Source organism: Bradyrhizobium elkanii WSM2783, from assembly GCF_000472865.1.
GTDB classification, from domain to species: Bacteria; Pseudomonadota; Alphaproteobacteria; order Rhizobiales; family Xanthobacteraceae; genus Bradyrhizobium; species Bradyrhizobium elkanii_A.
The window spans coordinates 1-16,836 of the sequence record NZ_AXAP01000038.1 but is presented as its reverse complement, the minus strand read 5'-3'; the positions used below and the strand labels follow the sequence as shown (position 1 = coordinate 16,836).

Below are 16,836 nucleotides of genomic sequence, written 5' to 3'. Positions count from 1 at the left end.
ATGTACCGTTCTAGAGACTCCGGCCATGCCGCGCTCCGATGAACCTGCCGACGTGATCCGAATGGAAAATGCAGGCCGGCTTCCGAGATCGACCTACATCTCTCCGAACCGGCGCGTCTGGTTCGAGAGCGATATCATCGGGTGGCAGAACGAAATCATGGCCGGCGCCGGGGCCGCCGCAACCATCTCCGCCGCTCGAAATCCTGAGGGTGCCGCCGCAGCACGTCGGGGCGCGCTCCGATTGAATTATCGGGACGTCCTGCAAACGAGTAAGGCCGCAGTTGGCGGCTGGTTGCGCAATGTTGCTGAACATCCATTCAAAAAAGTTCCGACACAGTTCCCGAAACTCCACGGCCAGCCGTTCGTTTTCTTGTCAGTTGTAACTAACGAGAGGAGACGAACCATGAGAAAGCTTTCTTACGTTCTCGCCGCGTTAGCAACCATCGCTGTTGCGGCCCCTACAGTCGCAAGCGCTCAGGGTTTCAGTGTTCGGATCGGCAGCGACCGAGACTACTATCGCGACCATGATTATTACGGACCCCGTGCTGGGTTCTATGGGTATGACCGTGGCTGGCATCGCGGATGGTATCATCGCTATGGCGACCGTGACGTAATCATCAGGCGTCACCACTACTGGGACGACTAACGGAAAATGGCCCCTAGCCGGGGCCATTTTTTTTCGTCTGTTGATAGGTGCGATAATGAAACCGAAGCAGCAGTCCGATATATTTAGGGATAACGTGCAGAACTGCGCCGAGATGGCGGAGCGGGCGAAAGATAAAGCGGCGTATAAGCGCTTTAAACGCATGGACTGGCGTTAGCCAAGGAGCAAGAATGGTTGGATGGCGAGATACAACCAAACAGGTCCGTGCTAACCGAAGTCGTTGACGGAAAAACCTGACGGGAGAGCTGTCTCCCTGTTGCGTTAACGCACCAGCGGGCAGAAGGCGCGTTTCAGCGTGTTTCAAAAGAAAAGCCCGGCCAGCGGATGTACTGACCGGGCGCTGCTAAAATGGGCGGTCACCGCCCATTTCCGCTGATCAAGCCGCGAGCCGCAGCTCGTCGTGATCAACGGCCTTCATTGCAGGCTCGCCAATGATGCGCCGCAGCTCGGCCGCGATGCCATCTGCGGCGGTTTATCAGCCCGCGCCTCGGCAAGATGGGCGCGAGCACGGTCACCACCAAGCGCGATATCGCCACACTCTCGGATGATATCGTCGCTGGCCGTATCCCGGCAGCAAGGCGTCGGTCGCCAATGCCCGCCACATGCGCCGCGCGGCCTCGGGCCTGTTCAATTGGCCGCTGAGGCGGGCCGCGAATATGTGACCGCGAGCCACGTTGAAATCTCTAGGCAATTTGACATGGACGCGCATTGGCCTTTGGGGGCTCGCGGCGGGGTCAGATGCATTGCCAAACTGATTGGAGCGGTCGGGCATGCGAGCACCCGGGCGCTGAATGCGTCACGATCACCGCGAACAGCGGGAACTTGGCCGCCTGATCTGCTTTGAGAATGCGAGGTCGCACGGCCGTGTCGAAGGCCGCCTCACGGGTGGGGAGCATGATCGCGATCATCCGCGGATTTTCCTGGCGGGACTGGCTGTTCTCGCTCAAGTCCTTCGCCGCTGCCGTGCTGGCGCTGTACATCGCATTTCAATTGGACTTGTCGCAACCGAGCTGGAGCGTCACCACGGTCTACGTTGTATCCCAGCCGCTCGCGGGAATGGTGCTCGCCAAATCGCTCTACAGGGTGCTCGGGACGGTGATCGGTGCGGTCGTATCGCTGGTCCTGGTCGCGCTCTTCTCCAATGCGCCAGAGCTATTTTGCCTTGCGCTCGCGCTCTGGATCGGTGCGGGCACAGCCGTTTCCATTTATCTGCGCGACGCACCGCAGGCCTATGTCGGCATGCTCTCCGGCTATTCGGCCGCCATCATCGGCCTGCCGGCAGCGCTCGCTCCGGAGACCGCCTTTGACTTTGCCGTGGCGCGTTGCCTGGAAATCATCCTCGGAATCGCCTGCGCGACGCTGGTCCACCACCTCGTGTTTCCGCAACGAGCAGGCGCCGCACTGGTTGATGCGCTGTCATCGACGCTGTCGACGATGGCGCGCTGGGCGGGAGACAGGCTGTCGGCTGAACCGGTCGAGGCCGAAATTCAGATGGACCGGCGCCGCATGGTCGCTGCCGTCGTAGGTCTGGAGCAATTACGCGTGTTCGCCAATCTGGATACGCCGGCGGTCAGGGCGATGGACAGTCTGGTCCGCCTGTTCGAAGCGAAGCTGCTATCGCTGCTGGCGCATCTCGTCTCGGTTCATGACCGGATGTTGCTGCTGCGGCAACGCGACCCGCAGCGAGTCGAGCGGCTGCGCCCGCTTCTGCAGGCGACGACGGCGCATATCGCCGCCTGGACCGGATCGGCGACGCCGGATGAATCGCGGCGGGAAGCAAGTCATGGGGCGAGAATCCAGGCCGAGATCGACGCCGCACAGCCGTCGCGGCAGGAGCTTGAAAGCACACCGAACGCCTTCCTGGTGCGCAGCATCTTGCTGCGGTTGCAGGACATCATCGATATCTGGCGCGATGCGGTCTGGATCCGGACTCATATCGGCTTGGGAGTGCTGCCCCCGGAGCGCGAAGCCGCGCCGTCCTTTCAGCCCTATCGCGAGCCAGCGCTCGCGTTGACCGGCGGCGTTGTCGCTGCGTTGACGATCGTCTTGTCCAGTCTGTTCTGGATCTATTCGGCATGGCCCAATGGTGCGACCGCCGTCACCTTCGCCGGCATCATGTGCGCGATCATGGGTGCGCGTGACAACCCGGCCGCGGGCGCGGCGATGTTTTTTCGGATGACGGTTGTCGGCGCCGTCATCGCCGCGGCCTACCTGTTTTTGCTGTTGCCGACGCTCAATACGTTTGCCGCGCTGGTGGTCGCGCTTGCGCCGTTCTACCTTGTCTGTGGGTTGCTGCTCACGATACCTCAGGCCGTGCCGATGGTGATGCCCGTGATCTTCGGCGCGGGCGGCCTGATCGGCATTTCCAACCAGATGACCTATGACTTCGAGGCGTTCGCCAACAACGCGCTAGGCTATTTGGTCGGCATCGGCTTCGGCGCGGTCTCGCTGGCGTTGTTCCGTCCGTTCGGTCGAGAAGTGGCGGCCACCCGTCTGATCCACGGCTTGTTGCGCGATCTGGCCCGCGTTGCCACAGCTGCAACGCCGCAGACGCGTGCTGCGTATGAGAGCCGGACGTTCGATCGCATCAATGCGCTGTTGGCGCAGCTCAACCCTGAATCGCCGCGCTATGGCCAATCGGTGCAGAGCGGCTTTGCCGCGCTTCGCCTCGGGCTGAACATCCTTGTTCTGCGACGGGAACTGCCGCGCGTGCCGGGCGATGTGGCGCGCTCGATCGAGGGCGCGTTGAGCGACCTGTCCGCCGCGTTTCGGGCAACCCTGTCCGGACATGCCTCGGCGTCTCCCGCACCGCTGCTCGAACAGGCGCGTCATCGTGCGCTCTCGGCCGAGGGCGACCTGTTGGTCGTTGCTGATGCGCTCTATGGGATCCAGACCACCATCGAGCAGCATGAGCGCTTCTTCCTTGGCGATCGGCGCCTTGCATCGCGGTCAGTAGGCGAGGCGGCAACCGCATGATCAAGGAGATCAACCTGGGTGGCGTCTATCTCTCTCCGTTCCTTGCCTATATGGGAGTGGCCGCGGTCATCTGGGTGCTGATGCGGCTCGTATTTGACCGGATTGGCCTCTATCGTGTCGTCTGGCATCCGGCGCTGTTCAATACGGCGCTCTACCTCATTCTGCTCACCTTGGTCGTCGGCGTGAGCATGTGAGCCATTGGTGAGCTGTTGGCATGCCGAGTCTCGGGCGTTTCGCACAACATGCGGTTACGATCGCGGCCGTCGCGGCGGCGATCGTTGCAGGATGGTGGTTGTGGCGGCTGTACGAGGACACGCCGTGGACGCGTGATGGTCGGGTGCGGGCGAACGTCGTCAACGTCGCTCCCGATGTCGCGGGTGCCGTCATCGACCTGCGCGTCAAGGACAACCAGCAGGTCAAGATCGGAGACATTCTTTTCGTCGTCGACCCGGCGCGCTATCAGCTCGCGCTCGAGGAGGCGGAGGCCACAGCCGCGGGAGCCAAGGCGACGCTTGACGAGCGGCAGGAGGAACAAGATCGCCGCGAGAAGCTCAGTGCCGCCGCGATCTCCGTCGAAGCGCTCAATCAGGCTCGAAGCGCCACGCTGGAGGCCCGCGCCGCTTACGATCAGGCGGTGGCGCAGGTCGGCGTCGCCAAGCTCAACCTCGCACGAACCAACGTGCGGTCGCCCGTTAACGGCCATGTCACCAATCTGCTTCTCAACCGCGGCGACTATGTCACGGCCGGAAAACCGGTCCTTGCCGTCGTGGACCAGGATTCCTTCTACATCGCGGGCTATTTCGAAGAAACGAAGCTGCGCTTCATCAACCTGGGAGACGCCGTTTCGATCCGATTGCTCGGGTACGACGCGCCACTGAAGGGTCATGTCGAAAGCGTCGCCCGTGCCATCACGGATCGGGAAAACGTCATCGGCACGGATCTGATCGCCAACGTCAACCCGACCTTCAGTTGGGTCCGCCTGGCCCAGCGGATTCCCGTTCGCATCGCGATCGATTACGTGCCGGAAGGCATCACGTTGAGTGCCGGAATGACCGCGACGCTGCAGGTCACGGCGCCGGGCCCTCAACCCGATGCCGAGGTTTCGGTTTCGAGCAAATAGTTGGGGGGCTATTCCTCATCCAGGCCAGGTGATCGCCGCAGCATGAAATGACCAAACGCCGAGGCGATCGGCTTGGTCGGGTCATCCTGCCAGGCCTGCGCCTCGAAAGCGACGACGCGCCGGCCCTGCTTGACGATGGAAACCTTGGCGTGGCTGTCGAGTGCGCGGCCGGAGCGGAGATAGTTGATGGTCAGGCCAATCGGCTTCGGCGGTGCCGAAACTCCGAGCTCGCGCGCCACGCCCACGACCGCGGCGGTCTCGAGGAATGCGCCGGTCATGCCGCCATGAATGGCGGGCAAGAGTGGATTGCCGATGATCTTCGGCGAGAAAGGCATCGCCAGCGTGCCATCCTCACTGAGGCGGATGCCGAGACAGCGCGCGAACGGGCTGTTTGCGAAGGGGCCGGTGGGATCGTCAGGTGCTTCGAGCACGGGCAGCTCGCCATCATGGCGCGCCTTGTCGAACAGCATGTTGGTGCGGTTGGCGCCGACCATGAAGCAGGCGGTCGCGGTGGCGACCGGATCGTCTTCGGCATCCTGGTAGGCGGTCGCGCGCACAAAGGCGATGGAGCGGGTGACGCGATAGCAGATCGAATGTGCATTGATATCGAGCCCAGGTGTCGCGGGCTTCTGGTAATCGATGCGCAGGTCGAGCGTGGCGATCGCGCGCGTGCCGTCCAGCGCGAGCTGCACGGCCATGCCGCAGGTCTCGTCGAGCATGGCCGTGACCACGCCGCCATGCAGAACACCCGTCTGCGTGTCGCCGACGAAGACCGGCCGATAGGACAGGCGTGACCAGGCTTCACCGGGCGCGGCGCGATCGAGCTGCAGGCCGCTGATCTGTCCATAAGTGGAGCGGCGCCGTTTGATGGCTTCGGCCAGCTCGGCGAACGGTAGTGGCGTGTTGAACGTCGATGTCTCGGACATGCCGACGTCTTAAACCACCGCGGCGAAGGGGGCAAAAATTTTCGCGGTCGGCTTGCGATCAGGTGTCCTCGGCGGGTGTTGCCGCGCCCTCTCCCCTTGTGGGAGAGGGAGCTCCGCTGCCGGCAACGAACTCGCTTGGGTGAGGGGTTCTCTCCGCGAGCACCCGTGCCCGTGGAGACAACCCTTCATCCGTCGCGCATTGCATGCGCGCCACCTTCTCCCACAAGGGGAGAAGGGTCAGGTTCCCGGCCTCGACACCTCGGTCTCCTTGCTGGTGATGAATTCGAGCAGAACCGGCACGCCTTCCTTGGTCTTCTGGATGCCGCGCTTGATCGCCGGCACGATGTCCTCAGGCCTGGTCACGCGCTCGCCATAGCCGCCGAAGGCGCGCGCCATGGCGGCATAGTCGCCGGAAATGTCGGTCGAGCGGTATTTCTCGGTCGAGATCGGCATCACCTTCAATTCGATCGCCATCGAGAAATTGTTGAGCAGGATCGACATGATCGGGATGCGCTCGCGCACCGCGGTCTCGAAATCCATGCCGGTGAAGCCGATGGCCGCATCGCCCCAGACGTTGATACAGAGCTTGTCCGGCATCGCCAGCTTTGCGCCCATCGCGAGCCCGAGCCCATAGCCGAGCTGCGTGGTCTTGCCCCAGCCGAGATAGGAGAGGGGCTCGACCGACTTCCAGAATGGCGAGAGCTGGTCGCGCGGGCTGCCGGCATCATGGGTGATGATGGTGTTGCTGACATCGACGGTGTGCTGCAGGTCCCACAGCACGCGGTAGGGATTGAGCGGCGCCTCATTATGGGTGAGCTTCGGCATCCACTTCGCGAGCCACTCGTTGTTGATGGCGGCGATCTCGGCGGCGACCGCGCTGGCATCGCGATCCGACGTGACGGTCTTGCCGATGTCGTCGAGCAGCGCATCGAGCACCAGCGCCGCATCGCCGACCAGGCCGACCTTGGCCTCGACATCCTTGTTCAGGTGATTGGGGTCGAGCGTCGAATGGATGATGGTCTTGCCCTTCGGCATCGCGATGCCGAAGTTTGTTTCCGTGAACGAGCAGCCGATGCCGAAGATCACGTCGGCATCAGCGAGGAATTTCGGCACCGCGCGCGGCACCGCCAGCCCGCCCGAGCCGAGCGAGAGCGGATGCGTCTCCGGAAATGACGATTTGCCGCCGAGGCTCGTCGTGACGGGAATGGCGAGCCGTTCGGCAAGGCGCTTCAGTTGCGGCCACGCGCGGGCGTAATGCACGCCCTGTCCGGCATAGATCACGGGACGCTTGGCGTTGATCAGGAGCTCGGCGGCCTCCTTCACGTGCACGGGATCGGCGCCGTAGCGGGTGCGCAGCACCGGCGTGTAGTTCAAGGGCTCCGGCACCTCCTCGTTCCACATATCGGCGGGGATTTCGACGATGACCGGACCGCCGCGACCGTTCTTCAATCTGGTGAAGGCGCGGCGGAAGATGTTGCAGACCTCGGAGGCGAGAATGATCGGCTCTGACGATTTCGTGAACGCCTTCATCGCCTGGCTGGAATTGAAGTTCGGCTCGACGTTCGCCAGCCGGCGCGGATAGCCCATCGGCAGCACCAGCACCGGCACGGACTCGCCGAAGCATTGCGCCACGCCGCCCATCGCATTCTCCGAGCCGGGGCCGTGCTGCATGCAGAACGCGCCGATGCTGCGGCCGGACGTGACGCGGGAGATCGCGTCCGCCATGTGCACACCGATGCGCTCCTGCCGCACCATGATAGGGCGGATGTCGGCGTTGGCGGCGTGCTCAATCAGATGATTGACGGGATAGCCGCAGAGAATCTCGATTCCCTCGCGCTTCATGATTTCCGCAATCGCCGTGCCGAGCTTCATGGCCGTGTCTCTCCCTTGGGTCGCGGCCGGTTCATCCGACCGCTTTGCAACAGAGGATCAGGATTCCGTGGGCCCGTAAAGCATGCGTCGCGCGCACCTCGGGGCTGCAGTTATGCGTTTGGCGATGCGGAGGGGCGCGATGCACGAATGGCACCTGCGAAAATACACGCGGTCGATGACGCGGCGTTCGACAACAACCCATCATTCGATGAGCTTCGAAGCGTAATCGTGGCGGAAACGTCACAGCGCGGCGCCGACAGCATCGACCTCACCGCGTTGTTATTCGCGCCGGAAGTTTTTGCATTAGGTAACGCCTCAAACATGCGTGTGCATGTTGAGGGACCAGGAGATTTGATCAGATGTTACGGGCGCGAACACTCATTCTCGGCACAGCCGCCGGCCTGATGGCCATAAGCGGCGCACAAGCAGCCGATCTTCCAGTCAAGGCGAAGGCCGTTGAATATGTGAAGGTCTGCTCGCTATACGGCGCCGGCTTCTGGTACGTCCCGGGCACTGACACCTGCATGAAGATCGGCGGCTATCTGCGCGTCGACACGACATTCAATGGCGGTCCGCAGGGCCAGCCGGCCTGGAACGGCGATCTCGGTCAGGGCAACCGCTATCGCGATGACTTCGCGACCCGCGCGCGCATGGCGCTGACGTTCGACACGCGCACCTCCACCGAATACGGCACGGTCCGCACCTTCATGCAGGCCGACTTCCAGTTCTCCACGCTCGGCGGCAGCACCAACAATCCGAACTCGGTCAACGGCTCGCTGCCGGTTGCCGGCGCGCAGCTCCTCGACACGCCCGGCGGCGGCTATGTCGCGGTCGAGTATATCTTCATTCAGTTTGCCGGTTTCACCTTCGGTAAGTCTGCTTCCGCCTACGCGACGCCATGGCAGGGCTTCCCGGGCAACAACTCGTCCTTCCTGATGGGCGGCCAGAACACCGACACCGGCGTCAACAACATCCAGTACACCGCGCAGTTCGGCAACGGCGTGTCGGCCAGTATCGGGCTTGACGATCCGGTGGTCTGGGATCGCACGGCGGTCTACAATCTGGCGCTGCCGCTGAACGCTACGCTGAATTCCGGCAACGCCTATGCGGGTGTCCGTTCGCCCGACGTCGTCGGCAACGTCCGTGTCGACCAGGCCTGGGGTCTGTTCCAGGTTTCGGCTGCGGCGCATGAAGTGAGCGCGTCCTACAACACCCTCAACACGGCTGGCGCTCCGGCGGGCGGCGTCGGTCTTCCGGGCGCGGCGCCGACCGCGGCATCCGAGCTTTCCGGGCATCCCGACGACTCCTGGGGCTTCGCGACGATGGTCGGCGTGAACATCAAGAACGTCCCGACCGGCCCTGGCGACGACATCAAGTTCGACGCGAGCTACGCCAAGGGCGCGACCAAATATGTGATCGCGACGTCGTCGGCCTCGCCGAGCTTTGCGATGTTCGGTGGCAGTGGCGCTTTCGGCGCGTATCAGAGCATCGGCTTCGGCGCGACGACCGACGGTGTCTACCTGCCGGTGGCGGCCGGCGGCGACGGATCGCTGCACCTGACTGAGTCCTTCGGTTTCCGCGGTGCGTTGAACCACAACTGGGATCCGTACTGGTCGACCAGCTTCTACGGCAGCTATTCGGCGGTGCGGTATGACGGCACAGCGAAAGCGTTCATTTGCGCCAACTTCACGACGCCGGCGAAGGCGGTCAGCGCGAATTACGTCTGCAACCCCGACTTCAACGTCTCGCAGCTCGGCGCGGTCACCCGCTGGACTCCAGTCAAGAACCTGACGTTCTCGGCCGAATTCCAGTGGTTCCACCTCGACCAGAAATTCCAGGGTACGGCCGTCCTTGGAGCTTCCGCCCCCAAGCCGGCTGCGACTTACGAGTTCAAGGACCAGGATACGTTCTTCCTGCAGCTTCGCGCACAGCGCAACTTCTGATCGCCTTCACCTCGCGCTTTGCGGGGAAACGGCGACGAAGCAATCCGGCGTCTTGCTCCGGATTGCTTCGCGCCACGGGTCAGCCGTCGTAGCGGCCCGCTGATTTGCTTTGACGATCGATGCGGATGATGGAAATCATCTCGCTTCCATGCGTCGATTGAACACCGCCGCCACCAGCCTTTGAAGATATCGGCCCACCTGGCGATCGTTCCCGCTCCGCAGTTCGGCCACCATGCGCGGCTCGTCGGTCTCCTCGTAGAGAATGCCGATATAATTCCTGCGTGTTTCTCGCGTGTCTTGCGGCATGTGCTTCCTCCGCGGCAGTACCGACGCCGACTGTGCGAGGATGGCGCGCAAGGTCTGGTAAATTTTCCGTACCGTATGAATACCGGCGCAATCCGCGCATGGCCTTAATCAATCGTTCATCCTGTCCGTCAATGCGGCATCAACCAGTCGGCTTTTAGGTTGCGGCCAAGACGCAAGTCGGGAGAAACCCGCGCGAGGCGTCGGCGGGGATTTTGATGCGCCAGTTGATTTCAAGTTTTTTCAGCGACGAGCGCGGAGCAACCGCGATCGAATATTGCCTGGTAGCCTGCAGCATCAGCATCGTGATCGTCGCTGCGGTCACCAGTCTTGGCCAAGACGTCAGGGCGCTCTTTGTCCGGGTCCGCGACAACTTTCCGCAGTAAACAGAAATCACGTGCGCGCGGCGGTCAGCCGTCTTCGTTGAGCGCTCGCAGCATCGCAATCCGCGCAAACATCAGCCAACCGCCGCCGCTCTCGGCGGCATGAATCAGATTTTCGACGGCGGTTTGCCAGCACTCGCGCTGCTGTACCGGCTCAGGCAGCTTCATGATGTAGTCGGCGGCGTGCTGGAGCGTCACCAGCTTGCGGCCGCCGCGCAGGACGATCGGCTGCTCGAAAGGCGTCGACCACGGCATGTCAGCTTGCCGCCTGCCGCGTCGCTGTCATTGCATGAGACCGCCAGCTGCTTTTCGCCTATCCGGCCTTCTTGGCCCGGGTCGGCGCGCGCACGGGCTTTTCCGCCTTCTTCGGCTCTTCCTTGGTGGCGCGCTTGCCGGCACCGGTACCGCTTCCGGCGATCGGCAACAGCATTTCGCGCTGGCCCTCGACCCGCTTCTTCGGCTTCTTGCCTTTTGCCTTGGCGGGAGCGGGTGCCTGCTGCTCATTGGCAAGGCTGCGCTTGAGCGCGTCCATCAGATTGATGACATTGCCGGTCGATTTCGGCGCGGCCTTCGCCACCGGCAGGCCGTTGCGCTTCTGGTTGATCAGCTCGATCAGCGCGGTCTCATAGCGGTCGTCGAACTCCTCGGGATCGAAGTCGGCCGATTTCTGCTCGACGATGTGCTTGGCGAGATCGAGCATGTCCTTGGTGATCTTCACGTCCTGCACGTCGTCGAAATATTCCTTCTCGTCGCGGACCTCGTAGGGGTAGCGCAGCAGCGTTCCCATCAGGCCCTTGCCGAGCGGCTCGAGTGCGATGACATGCTCACGGTTGGTCAGCACCACACGGCCGATCGCGACCTTGTTCAGGCTGCGGATGGTCTCGCGGATCACCGCGAACGCGTCATGGCCGACCTTGCCGTCCGGGACGAGGTAATAGGGGCGGATCAGATAGCGGCTGTCGATGTCCGTCTTCGGCACGAACTCATCGATCTCGATGGTGCGGGTCGATTCCAGGGCGATGTCGTCGAGCTCGTCCTTGGTGATCTCGATGTAGGTGTCGGTGTCGACCTTGTAGCCCTTCATGATGTCTTCGGCGGCGACTTCCTCGCCGGTCTCGGCATCGACCTTGGCGTATTTGATGCGGTGCCCGGTCTTGCGATTGACCTGGTTGAAGGAGACCTTCTCGGTGTCTGACGTGGCCGGGTAGAGCGCGACCGGACAGGTCACGAGCGACAGCCGCAAAAAACCCTTCCAGTTGGCGCGGGGGGCCATGGGGATACTCCGAAGACGCAACAGACGGGAGGCAGAGGATACCACCGCGGAACCGGGTTTCAAACATGGCCAAACGGTGAACCCGTCAATGACGGTTAACCGCTGATGGCCCGCATGGTTCTTGCGGATTTTCTCGCGGCCTGATGCGACGCATTGGCCGGTCAGGGTCCCCAATATATCCGGAACATCGCTTCCCAACATGCGTTGCGTCCAGGAGGGGGCATCAGGCATTAGCCGGCAGTTACAGGCACTTAACTGCTAACTGAATGGAATGAGGTGGCGCATGGCAACGACACACCGAGATGGCCGGATTATTGAAACCCCGACCGAGGCGCGTCAGGCCGAACCAGGACCTTCTGTGGCCGCGCTGTTGTCGATTTCGACCGGGCTTGCGGTTCTGATCCTCGGCGTGATCTGGTTCGTATTCTTCCACACCTGAGAGATGGCCGGTGGTTCGGTCGATTGGCTGCTGATGCAGGTGCATCGGCCGAAGACCCCGGAAACCGAGCGACTGGTACTTCCACCGAGACGTATTGCCCACAAAGTCTCTGGAACGTGGCGCCCAGAGGAGCGTCACCAGTTTATCGAATTTGCACCGTAGAAGTCGGATTTGAAGGTTTCCACCGCAGATCCGGTATGCCCTCCCCACCAGAAAAAGTTTCGTTCCTGACGCGGGTGAAGGAGCGCAGTTTCTCCGGCGCGTTCCTGGCGGTGGCGCTGCTCGCCATGGTAGGCTGGGTCTACCTTTTGGGTTCGCTGTTCCTGAAATTGATGCTGTGGAGTTTCTCTTGATCGCGCGCCGCGGGGGTGACCGCCGCAACTTTACGGTTCCTTAACTAAGACGGGGCGACTTTGGCGCGTTGCTCCGCAGGGCCCCGGACCGGACGAACGCAGATGTTTCAGCTCTTCTTGCGATCCCGAGCGCAGAACTTCATCAAGGCCCGGCTCGGGATCGATGAAGGTTTTCGCGCGCGTTCGCCCGAGCGCGACGCCGAGACCGACCGGCTGCGGGTGGGATCCATCGTGGCCGCGATCGACAATGCGTTGCAGGCGGCGGAAAGCGAACAGAGCGGCCTGAGCCGCCGTGTCGACGATGTCCTGGCGCGCGCCGCCGTGACGCTCGGCAACGGCACCGACGAGTATCTGGAGCGCGAGCCGCTCGACAATTATCACCACGACTTGTTCGACGCCGAGATCGCCAACGGGCAGCGCCGGCTGCAGGAACTCGCGGCGGCGATCTCGCACTTCAAGTTTATGAAGGCCGCCGTGCTGAGCCGGTTTCCGGACTACAAGACGGCTGCGAACAATTAGGGCAGTCGCCCGACCTCCGGTCGCACCGATCAAGGATAATTGGCCGATCGGTTCCGCTGAAGCCTTCACCGCGACGCATTGTCGGGCGATGATCGTGCTGCTGGGTAGTATGACGCGAAGGATAGAAAGCGGTGTCTGCAGACGATTTGCTGGTTACGGGTTGCGCGGGGTTCATCGGCCTTCATCTGACACAACGATTGCTGGCGGCCGGCCAGCGCGTCATCGGCATTGATAATCTCAACGACTATTACGATCCGGCGCTCAAGCTCGCCCGCCTCGATCTCATCAAGGAGCATCCGAACTTCACCTTCCACCAGCTCGATCTCGCCGACCGCGCCGGGATGAAGGCGCTGTTCGAGCAGTATCGCTTTCCGGTGGTGGTCCATCTGGCGGCGCAGGCGGGCGTCAGATATTCGCTGCAGAATCCTCACGCCTATGCCGACTCCAACCTGGAGGGCTTCATCAACATCCTGGAAGGCTGTCGGCATAATGGCTGCCGGCATCTCCTGTTCGCGTCATCCTCCTCGGTCTACGGCGCCAACACCAAGCAACCGTTCTCCGTGCGCGACAATGTCGATCATCCGATCAGCCTCTATGCCGCGACCAAGAAGGCGAACGAACTGCTCGCCCATTCCTACAGCCACCTCTACCGCATCCCGATGACCGGGCTTCGCTTCTTCACGGTGTACGGCCCCTGGTATCGGCCCGACATGGCGCTCTATCTGTTCGCGCGCGCGATCAGCGAGGGCAAGCCGATCAACCTGTTCAATAACGGCAACATGCGGCGCGATTTCACCTATGTCGACGACGTCGTCGAGGCGATGATACGGCTGGTCGATCACGTGCCGCAGGGCGATCCGGACTGGTCCGGCGACGAGCCCAATCCGAGCTCGAGCACGGCGCCGTGGCGCATCTACAATATCGGCAACAACAAGCCGGAAGAATTGATGCACGTGGTGACGCTGCTGGAGAAGGGGCTTGGGTGCGAGGCCGAGAAGGTACTGCTGCCCATGCAGCCCGGCGACGTGCCCGCAACCTTTGCTGACGTCGATGACCTCGCGCGCGAGATCGGCTTTCGGCCGCAGACCCGGATCGAGGATGGCGTCGAGAAGTTCGTCGCCTGGTTCCGCGACTATCATCGCGTGTGACGGATAGCTTCGGTTTGTATTGCCGCCGTCATAACGGCGTACCGTCAGCCGTCGTAACATCGTCTCTGATCAATATCGAGGCAGCCGTCTGCACATGAAGTCAGGCGTCTGAACAATGTTTCAGCGCGTCAATCATGCTGTCGTCACAACCGGCACATGAAAATATTGTCAGAACGAGATATATTGTCGGCAAGCATGTTGGGTTGATGTCATGTTTCCCGCGTTGATTTTGCTTGTCACCTTCTCAGTCGGCTTTCTGCTGGGATATGCAGCGCGCGACTGGCGCTCGCGGAAACGTCGGGCGCATTATCTGCTGTACGCGCCCTATGGGATTCGCGGTTCCTCGGAGAAGTCTTCCGTCGCTGAAGCATCACCGCCAACGAAGGCGCATGATCGCGCCGGCGCGTTGATCCAGGATTGATGGCTCGTCCACGTGTTCACCTCTTCCGCTTGCGGGAGAGGGAGCACAGTTGCGTAGGGTGGGCAAAGGCGCGCTTGCGCCGTGCCCACCATCCACGGTCGGTGCAAGAAAGGTGGGCACGCTGTGCTTTGCCCACCCTACAGCCTCTCTCAAACAGCGGTGAGGATGGCCACCTGCTGCGATAACGCTCTATGTCGCCGATGGCGTCGGTCTGCCTACGCTTTCGTATTTGAAGCCGTGAGCAACGACATCGCCCGGCCGATAGACATTGCGGAGGTCGATGATGGCCGGATTGGCCATCTTCTGCTTCAAGGCGTCCAGATCGAGTGCGCGGAATTGCTCCCACTCGGTCACGATCACCAGCGCGTCGGCGCCCTCGGCGCAACTGTACGGGCCGTCGCAATAGGTGACGTCGGATAGTTCAGCGCGTGCCTGTTCGATGCCTTCCGGATCATAGGCCCTGATCTTCGCCCCGAGATCCTGCAACGCCGTGATCAGCGGGATCGATGGCGACTCCCGCATGTCGTCGGTGTTGGGCTTGAAGGTCAGGCCGAGCAGCGCGACGGTCTTGCCGCGCAGCGACCCGCCAAGCACCGAGACGACCTTGCGCGCCATCGCGCGCTTGCGGTTTTCATTCACCGCCAGCACCGCTTCGACGATGCGGATCGGCGCTTCATAATCCTGTGCCGTCTTGATCAGGGCGCGCGTGTCCTTTGGAAAGCACGATCCGCCGAAACCAGGGCCGGCGTGGAGGAACTTGGTGCCGATGCGATTATCAAGGCCGATGCCGCGCGCGACCTCCTGCACATCGGCCCCGACCTTCTCGGCAAGATCGGCGATTTCGTTGATGAAGGTGATCTTGGTCGCAAGAAAGGCGTTCGCGGCATATTTGATCAGCTCGGCGGTGCGGCGGCCGGTGAACATCAGCGGCGCCTGATTGAGGTAGAGCGGACGGTAGATCTCGGAGATGGCCTTTCTGGCCCGCTCGTCGTCCGTGCCGGCGACGATACGGTCGGGATGCTTGAAGTCCCTGATCGCCGCGCCCTCGCGCAGGAACTCGGGATTGGAGGCGACCACGACGTCGGCGTCGGGATTGGCTTCGTGAATGAGGCGCTCGACCTCGTCGCCGGTTCCGACCGGAACCGTCGATTTCGTGATGACCACGGTGAAGTCCTTGAGGCTCGCCGCGATCTCGCGGGCCGCCGCGTAGACATAGCTGAGGTCCGCGTGACCATCGCCCCGCCGCGACGGGGTTCCGACCGCTATGAAAACGGCGTCGGAATGAGCGACTGGATCGGCAAGGTCAGTCGTGAACGACAGCCGTCCGGACCGCGTGTTGGTTTCCACCAGCCGATCCAGATCCGGCTCGAAGATCGGGATTTCGCCTCGCTTCAGCGCCGCGATCTTTTCCGCGTTCTTGTCAACGCAGGTGACTTGATGCCCGAAGTCAGCAAAGCAAGCGCCAGAGACGAGGCCGACGTAACCCGTGCCCACCATCGTTATTCGCATATCGGATCCTGAAAGCTCTTCCTAAGTGGATCGCCCACGTTGAGGCGCGTGTGGATGTGTCACGCTGTGACCTGAACGGTCATAGCTGAACCATTTCCATGATGACCAAATGACGGTCAAAGGCAATCCCCAGCCCGTTTGCGGGGCTTAGAGCATGATCCGGAAAAGTGGAAACCGGTGTTCCGTTAATTGGATTATGATCTCGGGCCTATCCCAGCCCGATGCGGGCGCGTTCGTAGCCCCGATCGAGGATGGCCTGCCACCACAGACGATTGTCACAAAACCAACGCGTCGTTTTCGCAATGCCGCTCTCGAATGTTTCCAGTGCTTTCCATCCCAATTCGCGTTCCAGCTTGGAGGCGTCGATGGCGTAGCGGCGGTCGTGGCCGGGGCGGTCGGCGACGAAGGTGATCAGGTTTCGGCGCGGGCCCCGTGCGCTCATTGAGATCTCGTCGAGGAGGTCGCAGATGGTTTCGACCACATGCAGGTTGCTGCGCTCGTTGCGGCCGCCGACATTGTAGGTCTCGCCGACCGCGCCGCGCTCGAGCACCAGCGTCAGTGCCTTCGCATGGTCCTCGACATAGAGCCAGTCGCGGATGTTCTTTCCGTCGCCATAGACGGGCAGGGGCTCGCCGGCCAGGCCCTTGATGATCATGTGCGGAATCAGCTTTTCCGGGAAGTGATAGGGGCCNTAATTGTTCGAGCAGTTGGTGACCAGCGTCGGCAAATCGTAGGTCTCGCGCCAGGCGCGCACCAGATGGTCGGAGGAGGCTTTGCTCGCGGAGTAGGGCGAGTTTGGCGAATANGCCGTGGTTTCCGTGAAGAAGCCNTCGTCGCCGAGCGAGCCGAACACCTCGTCGGTCGAGATGTGGAGGAAGCGGAATTGCTCACGCTTCTCGGGCGAGAGCGTGCGCCAATGGCGCAGCGCTTCCTGCAGGATGGTGAAGGTGCCGACGATGTTGGTCTGGATGAATTCGCCGGGGCCAT

At 62.2% G+C, this 16,836-nt stretch carries 19 protein-coding genes and 1 pseudogene; 12 read left to right on the top strand and 8 right to left on the bottom strand.

The window, feature by feature from the left end; genetic code table 11:
* Window positions 1-25: 25 nt before the first annotated feature.
* Window positions 26-646, top strand: a complete 621-nt coding sequence (locus YY7_RS64805) for a hypothetical protein (RefSeq protein WP_349642688.1) — start codon at window positions 26-28, stop codon at window positions 644-646.
* Window positions 647-1,398: 752 nt separating this feature from the next.
* On the opposite strand, the gene YY7_RS62100 is transcribed toward YY7_RS64805, so the two are convergent.
* Window positions 1,399-1,572 (bottom strand): hypothetical protein, encoded by a 174-nt coding sequence (locus YY7_RS62100; RefSeq protein WP_196237349.1) that lies wholly within the window; start codon window positions 1,570-1,572, stop codon window positions 1,399-1,401.
* Between YY7_RS62100 and YY7_RS53125 the strand changes: the two genes are divergently transcribed.
* From YY7_RS53125 to YY7_RS0128230, 3 genes are read left to right on the top strand one after another with little or no spacing between them, the layout of a single operon-like run.
* Window positions 1,559-3,640 (top strand): FUSC family protein, encoded by a 2,082-nt coding sequence (locus tag YY7_RS53125; RefSeq protein WP_080663885.1) that lies wholly within the window; start codon window positions 1,559-1,561, stop codon window positions 3,638-3,640. The genes YY7_RS62100 and YY7_RS53125 overlap by 14 nt on opposite strands.
* A complete protein-coding gene (locus YY7_RS0128235) occupies window positions 3,637-3,834 on the top strand; it encodes a DUF1656 domain-containing protein (protein WP_028166147.1) in 198 nt (65 codons plus the stop codon). Before YY7_RS53125 ends, YY7_RS0128235 begins: the two co-directional genes overlap by 4 nt.
* Before the next feature lie 20 nt (window positions 3,835-3,854).
* The gene (locus tag YY7_RS0128230; protein ID WP_028166146.1) at window positions 3,855-4,760 is read left to right on the top strand and encodes an efflux RND transporter periplasmic adaptor subunit; all 906 of its coding nucleotides are present in this window, start codon (window positions 3,855-3,857) and stop codon (window positions 4,758-4,760) included.
* An 8-nt stretch (window positions 4,761-4,768) separates the two neighbouring features.
* On the opposite strand, the gene YY7_RS0128225 is transcribed toward YY7_RS0128230, so the two are convergent.
* The gene (locus YY7_RS0128225; RefSeq protein WP_028166145.1) at window positions 4,769-5,686 is read right to left on the bottom strand and encodes a PaaI family thioesterase; all 918 of its coding nucleotides are present in this window, start codon (window positions 5,684-5,686) and stop codon (window positions 4,769-4,771) included.
* A 237-nt stretch (window positions 5,687-5,923) separates the two neighbouring features.
* Window positions 5,924-7,567: pseudogene (locus YY7_RS0128220) on the bottom strand (thiamine pyrophosphate-requiring protein); the annotation flags it as partial.
* Between the two features lie 138 nt (window positions 7,568-7,705).
* Here YY7_RS0128220 and YY7_RS62095 point away from each other — a divergent pair.
* Together YY7_RS62095 and YY7_RS0128215 are read left to right on the top strand one after the other, a co-directional pair.
* Window positions 7,706-7,963 (top strand): hypothetical protein, encoded by a 258-nt coding sequence (locus YY7_RS62095; RefSeq protein WP_196237348.1) that lies wholly within the window; start codon window positions 7,706-7,708, stop codon window positions 7,961-7,963.
* On the top strand, window positions 7,918-9,501 hold the full coding sequence (locus tag YY7_RS0128215; protein WP_028166143.1) for a porin: 1,584 nt from the start codon (window positions 7,918-7,920) through the stop codon (window positions 9,499-9,501). The genes YY7_RS62095 and YY7_RS0128215 overlap by 46 nt, the downstream gene beginning before the upstream one ends.
* A 135-nt stretch (window positions 9,502-9,636) precedes the next feature.
* On the opposite strand, the gene YY7_RS0128210 is transcribed toward YY7_RS0128215, so the two are convergent.
* The gene (locus YY7_RS0128210; protein ID WP_155255358.1) at window positions 9,637-9,807 is read right to left on the bottom strand and encodes a hypothetical protein; all 171 of its coding nucleotides are present in this window, start codon (window positions 9,805-9,807) and stop codon (window positions 9,637-9,639) included.
* A 215-nt stretch (window positions 9,808-10,022) separates the two neighbouring features.
* On the opposite strand from YY7_RS0128210, the gene YY7_RS58575 reads away from it, so the two are divergent.
* Window positions 10,023-10,190 (top strand): Flp family type IVb pilin, encoded by a 168-nt coding sequence (locus YY7_RS58575; protein WP_080663884.1) that lies wholly within the window; start codon window positions 10,023-10,025, stop codon window positions 10,188-10,190.
* Between the two features lie 24 nt (window positions 10,191-10,214).
* Here YY7_RS58575 and YY7_RS0128200 read toward each other — a convergent pair whose 3' ends face one another.
* The gene (locus YY7_RS0128200) at window positions 10,215-10,442 is read right to left on the bottom strand and encodes a hypothetical protein (RefSeq protein WP_028166141.1); all 228 of its coding nucleotides are present in this window, start codon (window positions 10,440-10,442) and stop codon (window positions 10,215-10,217) included.
* Window positions 10,443-10,500: 58 nt separating this feature from the next.
* On the bottom strand, window positions 10,501-11,460 hold the full coding sequence (locus YY7_RS0128195; protein WP_028166140.1) for a Ku protein: 960 nt from the start codon (window positions 11,458-11,460) through the stop codon (window positions 10,501-10,503).
* A gap of 283 nt (window positions 11,461-11,743) precedes the next feature.
* On the opposite strand from YY7_RS0128195, the gene YY7_RS62090 reads away from it, so the two are divergent.
* From YY7_RS62090 to YY7_RS0128170, 5 genes are all read left to right on the top strand, one after another.
* Window positions 11,744-11,899: a hypothetical protein gene (locus YY7_RS62090; RefSeq protein WP_165435535.1), complete on the top strand. Its 156-nt coding sequence runs from the start codon at window positions 11,744-11,746 to the stop codon at window positions 11,897-11,899.
* A 197-nt stretch (window positions 11,900-12,096) separates the two neighbouring features.
* On the top strand, window positions 12,097-12,252 hold the full coding sequence (locus YY7_RS62085; protein WP_165435534.1) for a hypothetical protein: 156 nt from the start codon (window positions 12,097-12,099) through the stop codon (window positions 12,250-12,252).
* 102 nt (window positions 12,253-12,354) lie between these two features.
* The gene (locus tag YY7_RS0128180; protein ID WP_028166139.1) at window positions 12,355-12,771 is read left to right on the top strand and encodes a hypothetical protein; all 417 of its coding nucleotides are present in this window, start codon (window positions 12,355-12,357) and stop codon (window positions 12,769-12,771) included.
* A gap of 131 nt (window positions 12,772-12,902) precedes the next feature.
* Window positions 12,903-13,919, top strand: a complete 1,017-nt coding sequence (locus YY7_RS0128175) for an NAD-dependent epimerase (RefSeq protein WP_028166138.1) — start codon at window positions 12,903-12,905, stop codon at window positions 13,917-13,919.
* Between the two features lie 211 nt (window positions 13,920-14,130).
* Window positions 14,131-14,340 (top strand): hypothetical protein, encoded by a 210-nt coding sequence (locus YY7_RS0128170; RefSeq protein WP_028166137.1) that lies wholly within the window; start codon window positions 14,131-14,133, stop codon window positions 14,338-14,340.
* Window positions 14,341-14,529: 189 nt separating this feature from the next.
* On the opposite strand, the gene YY7_RS0128165 is transcribed toward YY7_RS0128170, so the two are convergent.
* Both YY7_RS0128165 and YY7_RS0128160 read right to left on the bottom strand, forming a co-directional pair.
* Window positions 14,530-15,849, bottom strand: coding sequence for a UDP-glucose dehydrogenase family protein (locus YY7_RS0128165; protein WP_028166136.1), 1,320 nt, complete (start codon window positions 15,847-15,849; stop codon window positions 14,530-14,532).
* A 208-nt stretch (window positions 15,850-16,057) separates the two neighbouring features.
* On the bottom strand, window positions 16,058-16,836 hold a 779-nt coding region (locus YY7_RS0128160), incomplete at its 5' end, for a dTDP-glucose 4,6-dehydratase (RefSeq protein ID WP_028166135.1).